14 protein-coding genes and 2 pseudogenes are annotated in these 15,857 nt (G+C 62.5%); 5 read left to right on the forward strand and 11 right to left on the reverse strand.

Features of this window, described 5'->3' with window-relative positions:
- The first annotated feature begins 141 nt into the window (after window positions 1-141).
- Together ASG39_RS20620 and ASG39_RS20625 are read left to right on the forward strand one after the other, a co-directional pair.
- Entirely contained in the window at window positions 142-846 is a 705-nt protein-coding gene (locus ASG39_RS20620; protein WP_244481296.1) for a response regulator transcription factor, read from the forward strand.
- 153 nt (window positions 847-999) lie between these two features.
- The gene (locus ASG39_RS20625; RefSeq protein ID WP_162242465.1) at window positions 1,000-2,025 is read left to right on the forward strand and encodes an acyltransferase; all 1,026 of its coding nucleotides are present in this window, start codon (window positions 1,000-1,002) and stop codon (window positions 2,023-2,025) included.
- 197 nt (window positions 2,026-2,222) lie between these two features.
- Here ASG39_RS20625 and ASG39_RS20630 read toward each other — a convergent pair whose 3' ends face one another.
- The 7 genes from ASG39_RS20630 to ASG39_RS20660 all read right to left on the reverse strand — a co-directional run bounded on the left by ASG39_RS20630 (window position 2,223) and on the right by ASG39_RS20660 (window position 9,967).
- Window positions 2,223-2,747 carry a cupin domain-containing protein gene (locus ASG39_RS20630; RefSeq protein WP_062597053.1) on the reverse strand — a complete coding sequence of 175 codons (525 nt, stop codon included), beginning with the start codon at window positions 2,745-2,747 and terminating at the stop codon, window positions 2,223-2,225.
- Window positions 2,748-3,028: 281 nt separating this feature from the next.
- The gene (locus ASG39_RS20635; protein WP_062596834.1) at window positions 3,029-4,690 is read right to left on the reverse strand and encodes a GMC family oxidoreductase; all 1,662 of its coding nucleotides are present in this window, start codon (window positions 4,688-4,690) and stop codon (window positions 3,029-3,031) included.
- A 78-nt stretch (window positions 4,691-4,768) separates the two neighbouring features.
- Entirely contained in the window at window positions 4,769-5,851 is a 1,083-nt protein-coding gene (locus ASG39_RS20640) for an ATP-binding cassette domain-containing protein (RefSeq protein ID WP_062596835.1), read from the reverse strand.
- 7 nt (window positions 5,852-5,858) lie between these two features.
- Window positions 5,859-6,743, reverse strand: a complete 885-nt coding sequence (locus ASG39_RS20645; RefSeq protein ID WP_062596836.1) for a carbohydrate ABC transporter permease — start codon at window positions 6,741-6,743, stop codon at window positions 5,859-5,861.
- The gene (locus tag ASG39_RS20650; protein ID WP_062596837.1) at window positions 6,743-7,630 is read right to left on the reverse strand and encodes a sugar ABC transporter permease; all 888 of its coding nucleotides are present in this window, start codon (window positions 7,628-7,630) and stop codon (window positions 6,743-6,745) included. The genes ASG39_RS20645 and ASG39_RS20650 overlap by 1 nt, the downstream gene beginning before the upstream one ends.
- Before the next feature lie 90 nt (window positions 7,631-7,720).
- The gene (locus ASG39_RS20655; RefSeq protein WP_062596838.1) at window positions 7,721-8,953 is read right to left on the reverse strand and encodes an ABC transporter substrate-binding protein; all 1,233 of its coding nucleotides are present in this window, start codon (window positions 8,951-8,953) and stop codon (window positions 7,721-7,723) included.
- Window positions 8,954-9,013: 60 nt separating this feature from the next.
- Window positions 9,014-9,967 (reverse strand): sugar phosphate isomerase/epimerase, encoded by a 954-nt coding sequence (locus ASG39_RS20660; RefSeq protein WP_062596839.1) that lies wholly within the window; start codon window positions 9,965-9,967, stop codon window positions 9,014-9,016.
- Window positions 9,968-10,188: 221 nt separating this feature from the next.
- Here ASG39_RS20660 and ASG39_RS20665 point away from each other — a divergent pair, with 221 nt between their 5' ends.
- On the forward strand, window positions 10,189-11,277 hold the full coding sequence (locus ASG39_RS20665) for a LacI family DNA-binding transcriptional regulator (RefSeq protein ID WP_062596840.1): 1,089 nt from the start codon (window positions 10,189-10,191) through the stop codon (window positions 11,275-11,277).
- A gap of 128 nt (window positions 11,278-11,405) precedes the next feature.
- Here ASG39_RS20665 and ASG39_RS24600 read toward each other — a convergent pair.
- Together ASG39_RS24600 and ASG39_RS24605 are read right to left on the reverse strand one after the other, a co-directional pair.
- Window positions 11,406-11,603, reverse strand: a pseudogene (locus ASG39_RS24600) (PLP-dependent transferase); the annotation flags it as partial.
- A pseudogene (locus tag ASG39_RS24605) lies at window positions 11,594-11,915 on the reverse strand (2OG-Fe(II) oxygenase family protein); the annotation flags it as partial. The pseudogenes ASG39_RS24605 and ASG39_RS24600, both read right to left, overlap by 10 nt.
- A 365-nt stretch (window positions 11,916-12,280) precedes the next feature.
- On the opposite strand from ASG39_RS24605, the gene ASG39_RS24005 reads away from it, so the two are divergent.
- Window positions 12,281-12,454 (forward strand): hypothetical protein, encoded by a 174-nt coding sequence (locus tag ASG39_RS24005; RefSeq protein WP_156468225.1) that lies wholly within the window; start codon window positions 12,281-12,283, stop codon window positions 12,452-12,454.
- Between the two features lie 151 nt (window positions 12,455-12,605).
- On the opposite strand, the gene pobA is transcribed toward ASG39_RS24005, so the two are convergent.
- Entirely contained in the window at window positions 12,606-13,778 is a 1,173-nt protein-coding gene (gene pobA / locus ASG39_RS20675; protein WP_062596842.1) for a 4-hydroxybenzoate 3-monooxygenase, read from the reverse strand.
- 122 nt (window positions 13,779-13,900) lie between these two features.
- Between pobA and ASG39_RS20680 the strand changes: the two genes are divergently transcribed.
- On the forward strand, window positions 13,901-14,776 hold the full coding sequence (locus ASG39_RS20680; protein ID WP_062597054.1) for a helix-turn-helix domain-containing protein: 876 nt from the start codon (window positions 13,901-13,903) through the stop codon (window positions 14,774-14,776).
- 68 nt (window positions 14,777-14,844) lie between these two features.
- Here the strand turns inward: ASG39_RS20680 and ASG39_RS20685 are convergent, their stop codons facing one another.
- The gene (locus ASG39_RS20685; protein WP_062596843.1) at window positions 14,845-15,855 is read right to left on the reverse strand and encodes a branched-chain amino acid ABC transporter permease; all 1,011 of its coding nucleotides are present in this window, start codon (window positions 15,853-15,855) and stop codon (window positions 14,845-14,847) included.
- Window positions 15,856-15,857: the final 2 nt, after the last annotated feature.

Here is a 15,857-nt window from a genome sequence, read left to right on the forward strand (position 1 = left end):
CAATGAGGCAATAATTGCTCGACGGTAATCACATTGCCGCGAAGAGCAGGTAGCCAAGACTTATCCTCAGGGGGTTGCGTTAAGATGAGTGATTTTGCGTCGGAGTACGTGAACAAAAGCGATGCCTCTGCCCGTTCCAGCATGCGGGCCGATGGCCTGAGAAAGTCGCAGTCGAAAGATTCCTGCCTGTTGATTATCGACAGCCGGGCGCTCGATCGCGAATGCCTGGCGAGAGCCTTGATCAGCAATGGTCTCGGTTCCGATTTCTGCGCGGTCGCGACGGTGGACCAGTGGCGCAAGGTGAAGGATCTTCATCCCCCGGTCAGCGCCATCCTGCTGAATGTCGGCGGTCGCAAGATGAGCGACGTGGCGACGATGAACGAGATTTCGCGGCTGACCGGCGAGTTCAAGTCGGTTCCCGTCGTCGTCCTCGCCGATTCCGATGATCTGACGCAGATCCTCAAGGCGCTCGAATACGGCGCAAGCGGCTATATTCCGACCTCGGTCGGGATCGACGTGTGCATTGTCGCGATCGAACTCGCGATTGCCGGAGGTATCTTCGTGCCGGCGAGCAGCGTGATCTCCATCCGCCACCTCATCGACTCCGACGCGCAGGAGGCGCCGCGGGTCTCCGAAATGTTTACGCTTCGTCAGGCCGAGGTCGTGCAGGCCCTTCGGAAGGGCAAGGCGAACAAGATCATCGCCTATGAGCTCAATCTGCGGGAAAGCACCGTGAAGGTTCACATCCGCAACATCATGAAGAAGCTCAAGGCGACCAATCGCACGGAGGTCGCCTACAAGCTCAACGATCTCTTCCCCCGCGACGCCCCGCGCACGGTGATGTGAGACGACAGTACGGACGACCGATAGCTTGGGCCGACCTGATTGCGTCATCATTGGCGCTATAAGGTCGGCCTCAATCCATCTGCCGGCACGTGCCCGGCACGTTTGACCGAGATAGGATCGAGACCGGTTGTCGGGAAACAGGACGGAAGCTGCGTGGTGGAGCCTTCACCGAAAGTCCGTTTTTCGTTCATCGACGGTCTGCGCGGGCTGGCCTCGCTCGCGGTCGTTTTCTTCCACGCCGGTGCCGGCGGGCATATCGACAGGCTTCCCGACATCGTCCTCAAGATCCTGAACTTCGGGGAACTGGGCGTTCCCGTGTTCTTCGTCATCAGCGGTTTCGTGATCACCCATTCTCTCCGGAACATCGACATGTCCGCGGCCGGGCTTGGACAGTTCATGCTGAAGAGATCGATCCGGCTCGATCCGCCTTACTGGGCCGTTCTGATCGGCACAGCGGCTCTGTCCTGGTTCGCGGCGGCCTTTCTCCCGAACTTGACGGCCGATCTCCACACGATCGACCAGCTCCTCGCGCACATGGTCTATGCGCAGGATATCCTCGGCTACCCCCTTGTAAACGCTGCCTTCTGGACGCTGGCCTATGAAATCCAGTTCTATATCGTCTTTGCCCTGCTCCTGGCGACACGGTCTCCGGATGTCCTCATCGCGGCCTTCGTGCTCAGCCTTTTGTGGCCTGTCGGCATCGGCCCGGACGTTCCCGGCCTGTTCGTCAATCTCTTCTATGCGTTCCTGCTAGGTGTCGGAGCCTATCTCTCCTGGCAGCGGCAGGGCGTCCGCCTTTGGTTTGCCGGCTATGCCGGCGTGATCCTGGTGGCCTCCGTCATCAACGGCAATCTCTTCGGTGTCGCCTGCGTGCTCACAGCTCTCGGTCTCGTCGCGATGGCCATGGCCGGCAAGCTCGGCAGCTTCTCGAGCATCTGGCCGCTACAGTTCCTGGGCCTGATTTCCTATTCGCTTTACCTGACCCACAATCCGGTCTCGGGCATCGGCTTTCGTCTGTGGTATGCGCTCGTCGGCCGCTCGCCACACACCGAGGCTCTGGGCCTCCTCGTGGTCGTGTCCCTCTGCATCGCCGTCGCGACGGCGTTCTACTACCTCGTCGAGCGACCGTTTATAGCCCTCTCCAATAGTCGTCCAACGCGCCGCATCGGGACCGCCTGAACCGCTCCGAAAAGATCGGGAAGACGGGGCAGACACTGGTTGCGATGGGCGCGATCGTCCGCAGACCCGCAGGATCTCTGGCCGACCGGCAAGCAAGAGCGGAACGCTGGAGCAAGCCTTTTCCGACGGATCGCTTGGGATCGGCTTCGGACGAAACATCGCGCCCACAAGCCGTTTCCAGAACCGAGGAAGACTGCCTATTTCCGACCGTCGGGATGGCCGTGTATGGGATCGACCCAGTAGACCTCCTGGGGATCCTCGACAGGATCGACATCCGTGATATTGACGACGACGGCCTCGTTGTCGGAGCGGACGAGGACGCATTCGAGGATATTGTCGGGATCCGCGTTGATTTCCTGGTGCGGCACATAGGGCGGCACGAAGATGAAATCGCCCGGACCGGCTTCCGCGACGAATTCCAGCCGCTCGCCCCAGCGCATGCGCGCCTTGCCGCGGATGACGAAGATCACGCTTTCGAGTGCGCCGTGATGATGCACGCCGGTCTTGGCGTTGGGCTCGATCGCCACGGTTCCGGCCCAGATTTTCTGCGCGCCGACGCGGGCATGATTGATCGCCGCCTGCCGAAACATGCCAGGCGTCTGGACCGTGTTGGAATCGAGCTGGTCGCCCTTGATGACGCGGATGCCATCATGCTTCCAGCGCTCCTCGTGCGGATGCGAATGGTCGTGCGCGTGATCGTCATGGTGATGATGGTCGGTCAAGGCAGGAATTCCGGTTCTGGTCTGGACGGTCAGGCACGGCGCGGAGTCGATATCGCGCGCGGGATCAATGATAGCGCCCGGCTCGATCCGCACAAGCCAGTCCGACTGACATCGGCAAATGTCACGATACCATTCCGATCGATCAACATGACTATCGGCGTGGGCAATCCCCATGTTCCCGCGCCGGTCACGTCGCTGAAACGGATCGTGCACAGGCAGGAAGCCCGATCGTACCGATCGACGACCATGATGTCGACACGCCGACTTTCATTTGACGAACGTCAACGTGCTGAAAAGCTTCCCCGCCGATACTGCTCGACCAGGTTCCTGCAGGCGCGGAGTGTGAGGCTCATGACGGTGAGGGTTGTGCCGGCGATGCCGCTGCCGGGGAAGGCGCTTGCGTCGATGACGATCAGGTTTGGCGCATCCCAGAGCTGGTTGTAGGGGTTGAGCACCGATGCCTCCGGCGTTTCGCCCATGCGGGCGCCGCCCGTCTCGTGAATGGCCGCCCCCATGCACATGGTTTTCTTGAACCATGTTCGGAACATGAAGCGGCTGAATGCGCTCGCCTCGGGAAAGGCGCCCTTGCCCATTTCTTTCAGGCCCGTGGGCGAGCCGATGAACTCCAGGTCTCCGCCGACCGCCTCGATCATGGAAGTCAGCACCTGTTCCTGCTTTTTCAGCAGAGCATGTTCTTCCGCCTGCATGACGCAGCGGATATGCGGGACGGGGATATTCCAGGCATCCTTGCGCCGCCTATCCAGAGTGATCCGGTTGTCGGCATAAGGTAGCATGCGGCCGAAGCCGAAAAAGGAGAGGCGGGCAGCGTCCTTTTCCGAAACCGGCGCACGCCCGACACTGCCCTGATAGTCGAAGTCGCCGCGCGCCGGATCGGCCTCCCCGAAGCGGGGGATGAAGATGCCGCCGGACGGGTTGTAAAACGGATCGGTCGGCGCGGATTGATCCGCTGCCCAACCTTTTGCCCGAGAGAAGGAGCCGAAGGCGAGGCAGGGCAGCTGGTCCATGAAATAGCGTCCGAGGACGCCCGAGCTGTTGCCAAGCCCCTCCGGATGCCGCACCGAGGCGGAATTCAGGAGGAGCCGGACGCTTTCGATCGGCGACGCCGCGAGAACCACGATCGCGGCGCGCACACTCGACAGCGCGCCTGTGCTGCGGTCGATGAATTCGGCACCGGAGGCACGGCCGGTCGTCTCGTCGGTTGTGATGCGGCGGACGACGGCGTCGTACTGCACCGTCAGATTGCCGCTCGTAAGCGCCTCCCGGAGGGGTTTCGGGACCCGCTCGGCATCGGGCGCGATGTACCGCCAAGACACAACGCGCCTGTCCGGCCAGCGGCTTTCGACCGCATGCTTGAACGTCTCTTCCGCCGGCGAGAGGCTGGCCGGCCTGGCATAGACGCCATCCGGCAAGGTGGGCACGTCGTCCGTGTTGCCGTAAAGCCCAAGATAGGTTTCGACCTCGTCGTAATACGGACGGATCTCCTCGTAGGAGATCGGCCAATCGACGCCCTTGCCGGTTTTCGAACGGATCTTGAAATCCTCGTCCGTCCAGCGCAGCAGCACGCGTCCGAAACTGTGCAGCCGGCCGCCGCTCTGACGGCCGCGAATCCAGAGGAAAGGCTCGTTCTTCGGGGTCGTATAGGGGTTCTTGCGGTCGCTGACGAAGAAATGGCTGAAGCGCTCCGTGAAGAAGGCGGCGCGGGCCTGGACCGGCTGGCCTTTCAATGTCGCGCGGGCCCGTTCCCAGATATTGATGCTGCTCGCCGGTGCCTTCTTGCAGGCAGGATCGAAGTCCTTCGGGCCGACATTGGGACCGGCTTCGAGAAGGAGCACCGTCAACCCCTGCGCCGTCAATTCCTTCACGGCAAACGAGCCCGCCGCGCCTGAGCCGATCACCAGCGCATCATACGTCAAGTCCGTCATCTCGGTCCTCGTCCTGTCGTGGCGCAATGTCGGAGAAAAAACCTCCCAACCATTGCAGGAATTGAAATGCGATCGGCGTTACAGGCGCGATCCGTCCGTGCCGAAAAGCGAAGCCTTGGCGATGTCGAGCCCCGGCGAAAGCCCGTCCCCCGGTCGAAGCGTCACATCCCCCATCAGCCGCAGGGAGAGGCTATGTCCGGCCCAGTCGAACCAGAGTACGGCTTCCGACCCCATCGGTTCGACGACGGAGATGCGTCCGGGAAGGGTGGGCATCCCGCTTGCGGCGCCGTCCAGCATCAGATGGTCCGGCCGGAAGCCGAGGGTCGCGGGTCCGGATGCCGGAGGCGTCCTGAAGCCATAGCCGGAGAGATCGACGCGCAGCCCATGGCTCTCGAAGACCGGTGCGCCATCGCCTGTCTCGATATGGCCCTCGATGAAATTCATCATCGGCGCGCCGATGAAGCCCGCGACGAACAGGTTTGCCGGGCGCTGATAGATTTCCGCCGGCGATGCGAGCTGCTGGATCACGCCGTCGCGCAGGATGGCGATGCGGTCGGCGAGCGTCAGGGCTTCCACCTGGTCGTGGGTGACGTAGATCATCGTATTGCCGAGGCTCTGGTGCAGCTTCTTGATCTCGACGCGCAGTTCGTTGCGCAGCTTCGCGTCGAGATTGGACAGCGGCTCGTCGAAGAGGAAGACGTCGACCTCGCGCACGAGCGCCCGGCCGATGGCGACGCGCTGGCGCTGGCCGCCGGACAGTTCGGCCGGGCGACGGTCGAGCAGCGTGTCGAGATGGAGGAGAGCCGCGGTGCGCGAAACCCGGGCTTCGATCTCGGCTTTTGGCAGACCGGCGACGCGGAGCCCGAAGGAGAGGTTCTTGCGCACCGACATGCGGGGATAGAGCGCATAGGACTGGAAGACCATGCCGATGCCGCGATCCTTGGGCTCTTCCCAGGTCACGTTCTTTCCGGATATCCAGATCTCGCCGGCGGTGATGTCCTGCAGCCCGGCAATGGCATTCAGCAGCGTGGACTTGCCGCAGCCCGAGGGGCCGAGGAGGACCAGGAACTCCTTCGGCGCAATGTCGATCGACATCTCTTCGATGACGGTCTGGTCGCCATAGGCGATCTTCAGGTTCTTGATGGAAACAGCGGACTGCATGGCGGCACTACCCCTTGACTGCGCCTGCGGCGATGCCGCGGACGAACCAGCGACCGGACAGGAAATAGATGGCGAGCGGAACGAGCGCGGTCAGGATCGTCGCCGCCATGTTCACGTTGTAGGTGCGCTCGCCCATGGTGGTGTTGACGATGTTGTTCAGCTGAACCGTCATCGGCAGGTTGTCGCGTCCCGCAAAGACCAGCCCGAGAAGGAAGTCGTTCCAGATACCGGTGAACTGCAGCATGGAAACGACGACGACCATCGGCACGGCGATCGGCAGCATGATCTCGAAGAAGATACGCCAGAATCCGGCGCCATCGACGCGCGCCGCCTTGCACAGCTCTTCCGGCACGCTGACGAAATAGTTGCGGAAGAGCAGCGTCACCAAGGGCAGGCCGAAGATCACATGGACGAGGATGATGCCGGCAAGCGAGTTGTAGAGGCCGACAGTCGCCATGGCGCGAACCATCGGATAGAGGAAGATCTGGTACGGAATCAGGCCACCCGCCAGAAGCAGGCCGAAAAGCACGCTCGCCCCGCGCGGCCGCCAGAGCGACAAAGCATAGCCGTTGACGGCGCCGATGAAGACGGAGAGCGCGACGGACGGAAGGGTGATCGCCAGCGAATTCCAGAAGCCGCTGCGGATTCCGACGCAGACCGTGCCCATGCAGGCGCCGGACCAGGCGGTGATCCAGGCCGAGACATCCAGTTTCGACGGCAGGGAGAAGATCTGACCGAGACGGATTTCGTCCATCGTTTTCAGTGACGTGACGACCATCGTGTAGAGCGGCAGAGTGAAGAACAGCACCGCCACGATCAGGAAGAGATAGAGACCGATCCGGCCGGCCGTGATCTGTGTCGGTCTCGGGCCGTTGGGGTGGAGGCGGGCCATCAGCGGGCACCTCTCTTTTTTCCGCGCATATGCATGGCGTAGCGGAACGGCGCGACGATCATGAGGACGCCGAGCACGAGGACGGTGGCGCCGGCGGTGGCAAGGCCGAGATTCTGGCGCCCGAAGAGATTGTCCATGATGAATTTGGCCGGCACCTCCGTGGCATTGCCGGGGCCGCCATTGGTCATGGCAACGACGATATCGTAGGTCTTGATGACCCCCATGGCAAGGAGCAGGCCGGCTGCGGCGAGGGCCGGGCCGAGTTGCGGCAGGATGATCGAGAGATAGATGCGCCAGACGGGGATGCCGTCGATCCTGGCCGCCTTCCATTGCTCGGCCTCGATGCCCCGCATGCCGGAAAGCACGATGACCATGACGAGCCCTGCACCTTGCCAGACCCCGGCCAGCACGAGAGCGTAAATCGCCATGTCGCGGTTGACCACCCAGTCGAGCACGAAGCTATCCCAGCCGAGGGACCGCACACTCGCCTGAATGCCGAGCATCGGATTGAGCATCCATTGCCAGATGAGGCCGGTCACGACGAAGGACATGGCATAGGGATAGAGGAAGATCGTCCGGAAGACGCTTTCGAAACGGATCTTGCGATCAAGCGCCGTGGCGAGCAAAAACCCGAGAAGGAGACAGCCGCCGACATAGAGGATGCCGAAGGTGACGACATTTTGCAGCGAGGCCAGCCACTTGGCCGAGGAGAACAGCTTTTGATATTGCGCGAGACCGACATAGGTCGATGATGGGAAGATCGTGGAATTCGTGAACGACAGATGGATCGACCAGCCCATGGTGCCGATGAACACCACGACGGCCACGAGCCAGGTGGGCAGGAGCGCGACGGTCGCTGCGAGATTGGTCTTGCGTTTCATGGACATCGCCGGTTCGTTGACGGATGGGCGGCCGGGGTCGCCCCGCAAAGAGGCGTGATGCGGCGCCGGTGCGGGTCCGGCGCCGCCTGCATCGACTTATTCGAAGACGTCGAAGAATTTTTCAGCCGCAGCCGTCGCATCCTCGGAGCCGTTGTTCCAGAACTCATCGACGAAGTCGTCGAGCGCGCCGACCTGCTGCGGTGTCAGCACGATGGCCTGGTCCGGAACGATCGCACCGGCGCTCATCAACGCCGCACCCTTGAGCGCACAGGCATCGAGCTTGGTCTTGTCGATATCCAGACGAACGGGGATCGAGCCCTTCTTCTGCGAAAACGCGACCTGAACCGCCGGGTCCATCACGATCTCGGCCAGGAGCTTCTGCCCCTTGTCGGTGGCGGCGGTGCCGGTCTTCGGGAAATAGAAGGAGTCGGCGATGTAGACCATGCCCGGCGACTCCGGAACGATCATGCAGCCGTAATCCTTGCCCGCTACCTTGCCGGCGACGGTGAATTCACCCTTGGCCCAGTCGCCCATGAACTGAACGCCGGCCTTGGCGGTGATCAGCATCGCGGTCGCATCGTTCCAGTTGCGGCCGGCGGCGGCCTCGTCCACATATCCGTTCAGCTTGCGCAGGATGTCGAGCGTCTTCCTGACGCCGGCTATCGAGGCTTCGCTCTTGTCCTTGTCGACGTAGATCTTCAGGAAGCCGTCGATTCCGACCTGCGACAGGAGGATCATGTTGAAGACCTTGGACTGCTGCCAGGGCTGGCCGCCCCAGGCAACGGGCACGAGCCCGGCAGCCTTGAGCTTGTCGAGATCGGCGAAGAATTCTTTCCAGCTCTTCGGCTCGTCCGCGATGCCCGCTTTCGCGAAGGCGTCCTTGGAGTAGAACACCCAGCTTTCGCCATGGGCGCCGGTCGGCGCGAGATAGGTCTCGCCACCGAAGGAGCTGAGGTCGAGGATCGATTTGGGCAGCACATCGGCCCATTTTCCGGCCTTGGCGATGTCATCGACGGCGTTGAACAGGCCCTGGCCCACGAAATCGGCGGCGGCAAGGCCGATGATGCCCTGCTTGGCGCCCGGCGGATCGCCGGCAACGATACGGTTCTGGAAGGCGGCATCCGCCGCACCGAAGCCGGCGATCGAGGAATCTTTCCAGACGCCGCCGCGCTTTTCGAATTCCGTCTTGAAGACGTCGAGCGCTGCGGCTTCGCCGCCCGACGTCCACGACGACAGGATTTCGATCGTCGGTTTGTCCTCGGCCTGGGCCGGGGTCAGGACACCGGCGAATGCGACGCCGGCCAGGAAAAGCTTGATCATGGTTTTCATCGTTCCACCTCTTGAAAAAGGCCCTCTTGGCGGGGCGTTCATCGACTTGGGAGTGATCGGTCAGCGATAGATCGGTAGGAGTGCCTGCCGGACGAGCGTCAGCCCGTTGGCAATGTCGCGCACCGGGTCCGGCGCGGCATCGAGTTCGAGGATCGCCCAGCCCTCGATGCGGCGATCCCGAAGCAGTCTGACCCAGGCCGGCCAATCGACCCTGCCGAGCCCGAGGCCGCAGAAGTAAGGGTGATGGCGCTCATGGATCTGTTCGTCGATCGGCGTGTCCGCCGGCATCGGGCCGATCGCATCCTTCCAATGAGCGATGATCACGCGTTCATGGTGGCGATCGACGAGCTGAACCGGATCCGATCCGGCAACGACGATATGCGCGGTGTCCGGGCACATGTGAACATAGGCCGGATCGGTCAGAAGCATCATCAGATCGACATCGCGCGCTGCGGCGAAGATCGAATGCGCCTCGGTATGCACGGCGAGGCGAACGCCGCGCGCATGAAGCAGCGCCCCGAGCCGGTTTAGGAAATCGGCGATGACCTTGGCGCGATCGAAGTCGTGAAACGCGACCGGCTGGGCGCCGAGTGTCTGACGAAGCGGCGCGCCGATCACCAGGATGTCGCTGCCGCAGGCCCGGAGGAAATCGGCATATTTCTCGGCCTTGGCGATGATCGCCGCCTGGGCCTCTGCGTTTGTGAAGTCGCCGGCGGCTTCGAGTTCGGCAAAGAAGCCGCTGCAGAGCGTCAACCCGCGGCGCGACAGTTCGGCGGCGAAAGCTTCGACGGAGCCGTAGGTCCTGACGGCATCCTGCCAGTTGAACGGGGAGAAGGTCAGTTCGACGCCGGTGACACCGGATGCCTGAACGCTGTCGAGGATCTTGTCCCAGAATGCGCGGGGTTCGGCGCGGGCGTAGTCGATGATCGCATCATAGGTCTCGACCGCCCAGAAACCGGGATGGAAGAACGTTACGAGATCGACGCCGAAGCGGAGCCTGTCACCAGTCGTCATGGGTAGCCATTCCCGAGAGACACGGCGCGCAGCGTGCGAAAATCTTGCTTTCGCATTCTGAAAGCCATGCGATTTCAACAGATAAGTCTATGGCAATCGTTTGCCATGACCATATAATAGACAGGCTTGTTTTTTATGCAAGCCGTTTTTGGCAAACGTTTGTCATTGCCGGTCTGTTGGCTTAGAGTTTCGGATCAAGGCAGGCTGCAAGGAAGACGGTGGTGAAGAAGACGAAGGAGATGCTCGACATGGAGCCATCCGGGCCGCTGATGGCCGATGTGGCGAAACTGGCGGGCGTCGCCATTTCCACGGTCAGCCGCGCGCTTGCCAACCCCGGCCGGGTCAACGAGAAGACGCGCGCCAAGATCGACGATGCGGCAAAGCAGCTCGGATACACGCCGAACGCCATGGCCCGGGGCCTGAGGGTCGGCAAGTCCAACGTGATCATGATCGTCCTGCCTGGATCGCTCTATCACGGCGCCTCCCAGATCGTTCCCCAGGTGCTGCAGGCCATCAATGTCTCGCTGCTCGAGAGCGGTTACACCCTGATGATCGCCAACCTCGCCCGCGACGAGGCGTCGGAACGGCATATCCTCAACCTCGCCTTCGGCGGCACGGCGCGCGGCACGATCATCCTGGCGTCGAAGCTGCCGGAGGTGGACGGGCGCTCGCTTGCCCATGCCGGTCTGCCGATCGTCTCGATGCTGCTGGATATGAGCGCGTCCGGCGTGCCGAGCGTCGTTACCAACGATCGCGAAGCCGTTCGCGCGGCAACGGCCGAACTCATTCGTCTCGGCCACCGCCGGTTCTTCTATCTGGCCGGACCGGAAGGCAATTATCACGATATCGAGCGCTTCGGCGGCGTGCTGGAGGCCTTTCAGGCGGCGGGGCTCCCGGAAACGGCGGTGGTCCGGTCAGGCGGCAAACTCGACTATCAACAGAGCTTCGAGATCGGCCTCAGGGCGGCCGAAGAGTTTGTGAGGCTTGGCTACAAGCCGACCGCCGTCATCGCGACGAGCGACGACATGGCGATATCCTTCATGAGCCGGATCGGTGAGATGGGTTTCGGTGTTCCGGAGGATATTTCTATCGTTTCGTTCGACGGTTCCCCCGTCTGCGCCTTCTGCTTCCCGCCTTTGTCGACGATCGAGCAGCCGGTGGAAGAAATGGGCAAGGCTGCCGTCGCCATGCTCCTGGACGCCATCGAAAAGACCGGAGAGCCTGCGCCCGCCCGCAGGGTCATTCCAAGCCGTCTTATCATCCGGAAGAGCATGGCAATGCCGAGGGTGGGGTTTCACACAAGTCTGTAACTCCTGCGGTCACGCCAGCGCCCGCGCCCGCGCCGTCGCGAACGGCTCGCAAGCTGGGCGTCTCGTCCTGGCATGTGATGGATCGGATCGAATGTGAAGCATTCGGCTGGAAAGCCGATGTCTGTCGGGGGGCGACCGACCTCCGCCACCTCGGCGATCGGGAAAACCTTGAGATTCGGATTTGGCAGAGATTCTGCATAGTAGGCTCTTGTCCGGTCATCCGTTGCCCAGGCAAAGGCTTCGGGGTCGGCGCTGTCGACCAAGCGGGTCGCGATGCCGAAATTCCTCAGCGTTGCGGCAAACAGCGCCCATCTGCCGCCATACAGTCCGGCAGTTTCAGGAGCGGAATGCTGGCGGCGAGATTGGCGCCGAGAAAGAACGGAACCGACAGACGCTCCCGGCCTGCCGGAGGCGTCGTGACGCGGTGAACATTGGCGCGCAGGTCGCCGTTCGAGGCAGGCTCCAACAGTTCGCCGATGTTGACGACAAACGTGCCCGGCACCGGCTGCTGGTATCCAGCCGCCGTTGCCAGCATCGCCTTCCAGGCCGTCGACGGCATCCTGCGGGAGAAGCGTGACGAAGCCGCTATCCTTGTGTGCGCCGACGCCTTGATCGCTTCTCGTCTTGTCGCGGCCGGGGTTCCACACAGCAGGAATAGATTTTCATCAGGGAAGACCGCATGAGGCAATCCAGCCGCGATTGCCGACCGTGATCGCCTGTTTCGTCTGGAAAGCGACCGCTCTCGAGGTGTTCCTAAGAGAACGAATATTCTCCAAAGGTCTGCCGCATCAGCGATTTCTTCCTTTTGTATAGAAAATTAGTCGATAATAATTGCGGTCGGGATCCTGGGCTTTCGATCGCCGGGCTCGTCCAGACGAGAAGAGGGCGAACCTCACGTCCAGCAGGCGGAAGGCGTTCGCGATGTCGAACGACGGACCCGGTCCGACAGAGGAGCGCACCTGCCCTCTGCTGACAGGAAGATTGATCAACGAAGGAGTGTCCCATGACGTTGGATCTGATCGGCAGTTTGAAATCGGGGATCAGCTGGGTTCTTCAGCGGCAGCATACCGCGACGACGCAGCCCTCTGAACGTCCACAGTCTCGTGATGACGACCGGGATCTCACCGAGCGCGACGTCGAGTTCTCCTATTGGGCGGTCCGCGGCCCCTGGCATTGATCTGGAAGGGATCGTGCCGACGCCTGTCTTCGACAGAAGACGGATGCACGATCTTCCATGAGCCTCGATATGGTCCTGCGTGTTGATCGCTCGTCTTAGGCCCGCACATCGACAACGCTTTCATCGCGGGAGCGTCGCGCTGCCGCAGAGCTCAGTAAGGCAAGCCGACATAATTCTCGGCGAGCGCTTTCGAAGCTGCTTGCGAATGCGTGAGGTAGTCGAGTTCGGCCTCCTGGATCTTCTGGTCGAACGGCCCGGAGTCGGGAAAACGGTGCATCATCGTCGTCATCCACCACGAAAAGCGTACGGCCTTCCAGACGCGGGCGAGCGCGCGCTGCGAATAGGCGTCGATGCCGGCGTTCGAGCTTTCGGCATAGTGCTCCAGCAGGCCGGCAAACAGATAGTTCACGTCACTCGCGGCAAGGTTCAAGCCTTTGGCGCCTGTCGGCGGAACGATATGGGCGGCATCGCCGACAAGAAAGAGGCGACCGAAGCGCATGGGTTCGGCCACGAAGGAGCGGAGGGGCGCGATCGATTTTTCGAACGAGGGCGCCGTCTCCAAGGCCTCGGCATGATGGGCGGGGAGGCGCCGGCGTAGTTCGTCCCAGAAGCGGTCGTCGGTCCAGCTCTCCACGGTCTCGTCGAGCGCGCACTGGATATAGTAGCGGCTGCGCGTTTCCGAGCGCATGGAGCAGAGCGCGAATCCGCGCGGATGATTGGCATAGATCAGTTCATGGCTGACCGGCGCGACGTCCGAGAGAATGCCCAGCCAGCCGAAGGGATAGACCCGCTCGTAGCCGGTGATCGCCCTGTCCGGCACCGCCTTGCGGCTTGCGCCGTGAAACCCGTCGCAGCCGGCGATGAAGTCGCAATCTATACGATGCGCCGTGCCGTCCTTCTGAAAGGTGATGTAGGGTTTTGCCGTTTCGAAATCGTGCGGCTGGACGTCGGTCGCGTCGTAGATCGTGGTTGCGCCGCCGGCTTCGCGACGATCCATCAGATCGCGCGTCAATTCGGTCTGCCCATAGACCGTGACGCGTTTGCCGCCGGTCAGACCAAAAAGGTCGATGCGGTGATCGCGACCGTCGAAGGCCAGCGAGAACCCATCATGCGGAAGGCCTTCGGCGTGGAGCCGACGGCTGGCCTTCGCATGGTCCATCAGCGCGACCGTGCCTTCCTCCAGCACCCCGGCACGAACGCGCCCGAGGATGTACTCCCGGTCGACGCGGTCGATGATGACGTTGTCGATTCCCGCTTCCGTCAGAAGCTGGCCCAGCAGAAGCCCCGAAGGACCGGAGCCGATGATGGCGATCTGGGTGCGCATGTTTCCTCCCACGCTTCCTCTCCCGGTGTCACGTTCGGCGCCGATTGTGGGCGAGAGAAAACAGGCCGACAATGGACAATCCCGGCCGGAAATTGCACATATCGAACATGGTAGAAACGATCATGCCGCGCGATGTGCCCACCTATGAGCTCTATGGCGAACGGGCCGGTCAGGTGCCGGGCCTCTGGCTTCACTGCGAAAGCATTCCCTCGCGCAGCCGTCTGCATCACTGGGAAATTGGCGCCCACCAGCATGAGCGCTTTTTACAGATCCTGTACTTTCAGACGGGTTCGGGCGATGCCGTCTTTGGCGACGAGCGGCGTAGGATCGAGCCGGATACCGTGATCACCGTGCCTCCCGGCGTCAGTCACGGCTTCCGCTTTTCCAGGGATACGGACGGGCTCGTCATCACCATCCTCGCATCCCGTCTGAAGACGGTGCCCGGCGGGAGAAGTCCCCTGGGTGGCTGGCTCAGCGAACCGCGGGTGACGCGGCTCGACCGGACCGACCCGGACGCCGCCTATGTCAGGGAAACGCTGCTCCGGCTTGGTCGGGAATATGCCGGGAACCGCAACGGCCGAAACGATCTGCTCGATGCCTATGTCACCCAAGCCTTGCAATTGACGGCCCGCCTGTCGCAGGGCGGGGAGGGCGGGACGGCCGATGATGGAAGCCGGCGGATGGAGCAGCTGGACGCCCTGATCAACCGTCATCTGCGGGCGCACAGGCCGGTGTCGTTCTATGCTGCCGAACTCGGGATTTCACCGACGCATCTCAATCGCGTGGTGAAGGCCATGAGCGGGCAGGGAGCCCATCAACGGCTGACCGGCCGGCTGCTCGACGAGGCCAGGCGAGAGCTGGTCTTCACCTTCGGCACCGTTCAGGAGGTCAGCGACCGCCTGGGTTTCGCCGATCCTGCCTATTTCTCACGCTTCATCCTGAAGCATACCGGCTCGACCCCGCGCATGTGGCGTGAGGCCGAGCGCGCGAAACTCTAGCCATCGCTCATCCGCCATCGCTCATCGAAATGCCGGAACGCATCCATCGACTGCGATGCCTGGCGTCTTCAGGCATCGCCGCGCTGTCGGTATTCCAGCCTGTGACCGACCGGAAACCAGGGCCAGTCCCGCAGCTTGCCGAACAGGCCCCAGAGGCCGCCCGGCGAGAAGAGGGCGATGAGCAGGGTCAACAGGCCGAGAACGATCATGTAGCTTGCGCCGTAATGGCCGAAAAGGCGGGTTGCGGTGAAGTAGAGAAGGGCGCCCACGATCGGCCCTTCGAGGCGCCCGATGCCGCCGACCATGACGATGAAGATGCAGATCGACGACCAGTAGGGGTCGAAGCCCGAACTCGGAGAGATCCGCAGCTGCGCCATGTAATAGATGGCGCCGGCAAGGCCCGTTCCCATGGCGGCGACCACATAGATGCCGAACCGCATGCGGCCGACATTCACGCCCTGGCTCGCGGCCGAGACGGGATCGTCGCGCATGGCCGTCATGGCGAGGCCCAGTCGCGAGCGCAGCATCAGGAAGGTGCCGCCGACCGTGATGAGCAGCAGCAGGGCGCAGAGGATGGTGAGGCCGATCTCCCGCTGGTGGGCGGTGAACTGACCCATCGCCCGCAAGGTCATGCCGGACCCGGCATTGACCACCTGGAGATTGCCCGTCACCAGCCGGAAGACCTCGGCCAGCACCCAGGTTCCGATGGCGAAATACGGGCCGTCGAGCTTGCGCAGCAGCAGGTAGGAGGGGGCTGCGAGCAGAGCGGGCAGGATCATGGCCAGCGGCACCGACCAGAAGGGATTGAGACCTGCATAGACCGAGAGGACGAACAGCGAATAGCCGCCGGCTCCGATGAAGGCCTGCTGGCCGACGGAGACCATGCCGCCATAGCCGGCCAGCAGGTTCCACATCTGCGCGATCGCGATCAGGCAGGAGAGTTCGATGATCAACCGGATCTGGCCGCTGGATGCCCAGAACGGCATGGTGGGGATCGCCGCCAGAAGAAGGAGCGCGACGGTGATGGCGATCCGGCTGGAAAGCGTGTGCCGGTGGACGAGAATGGTGGACGCGGTCAAGT

The organism is Rhizobium sp. Leaf371 (assembly GCF_001424045.1).
Lineage (GTDB): Bacteria > Pseudomonadota > Alphaproteobacteria > Rhizobiales > Rhizobiaceae > Ferranicluibacter.

Coding starts and splice junctions, on each gene's coding strand:
- ASG39_RS20645 (WP_062596836.1), bottom strand. CDS start 6,743: ATGGCCCGCCTCCACCCCAACGGCCCGAGACCGACACAGATCACGGCC.
- ASG39_RS20620 (WP_244481296.1), top strand. CDS start 142: ATGCGGGCCGATGGCCTGAGAAAGTCGCAGTCGAAAGATTCCTGCCTG.
- ASG39_RS20635 (WP_062596834.1), bottom strand. CDS start 4,690: ATGACGGACTTGACGTATGATGCGCTGGTGATCGGCTCAGGCGCGGCG.
- ASG39_RS20660 (WP_062596839.1), bottom strand. CDS start 9,967: ATGACGACTGGTGACAGGCTCCGCTTCGGCGTCGATCTCGTAACGTTC.
- ASG39_RS20655 (WP_062596838.1), bottom strand. CDS start 8,953: ATGAAAACCATGATCAAGCTTTTCCTGGCCGGCGTCGCATTCGCCGGT.
- ASG39_RS20680 (WP_062597054.1), top strand. CDS start 13,901: ATGCCGCGCGATGTGCCCACCTATGAGCTCTATGGCGAACGGGCCGGT.
- ASG39_RS20640 (WP_062596835.1), bottom strand. CDS start 5,851: ATGCAGTCCGCTGTTTCCATCAAGAACCTGAAGATCGCCTATGGCGAC.
- ASG39_RS20650 (WP_062596837.1), bottom strand. CDS start 7,630: ATGTCCATGAAACGCAAGACCAATCTCGCAGCGACCGTCGCGCTCCTG.
- pobA (WP_062596842.1), bottom strand. CDS start 13,778: ATGCGCACCCAGATCGCCATCATCGGCTCCGGTCCTTCGGGGCTTCTG.
- ASG39_RS24005 (WP_156468225.1), top strand. CDS start 12,281: ATGACGTTGGATCTGATCGGCAGTTTGAAATCGGGGATCAGCTGGGTT.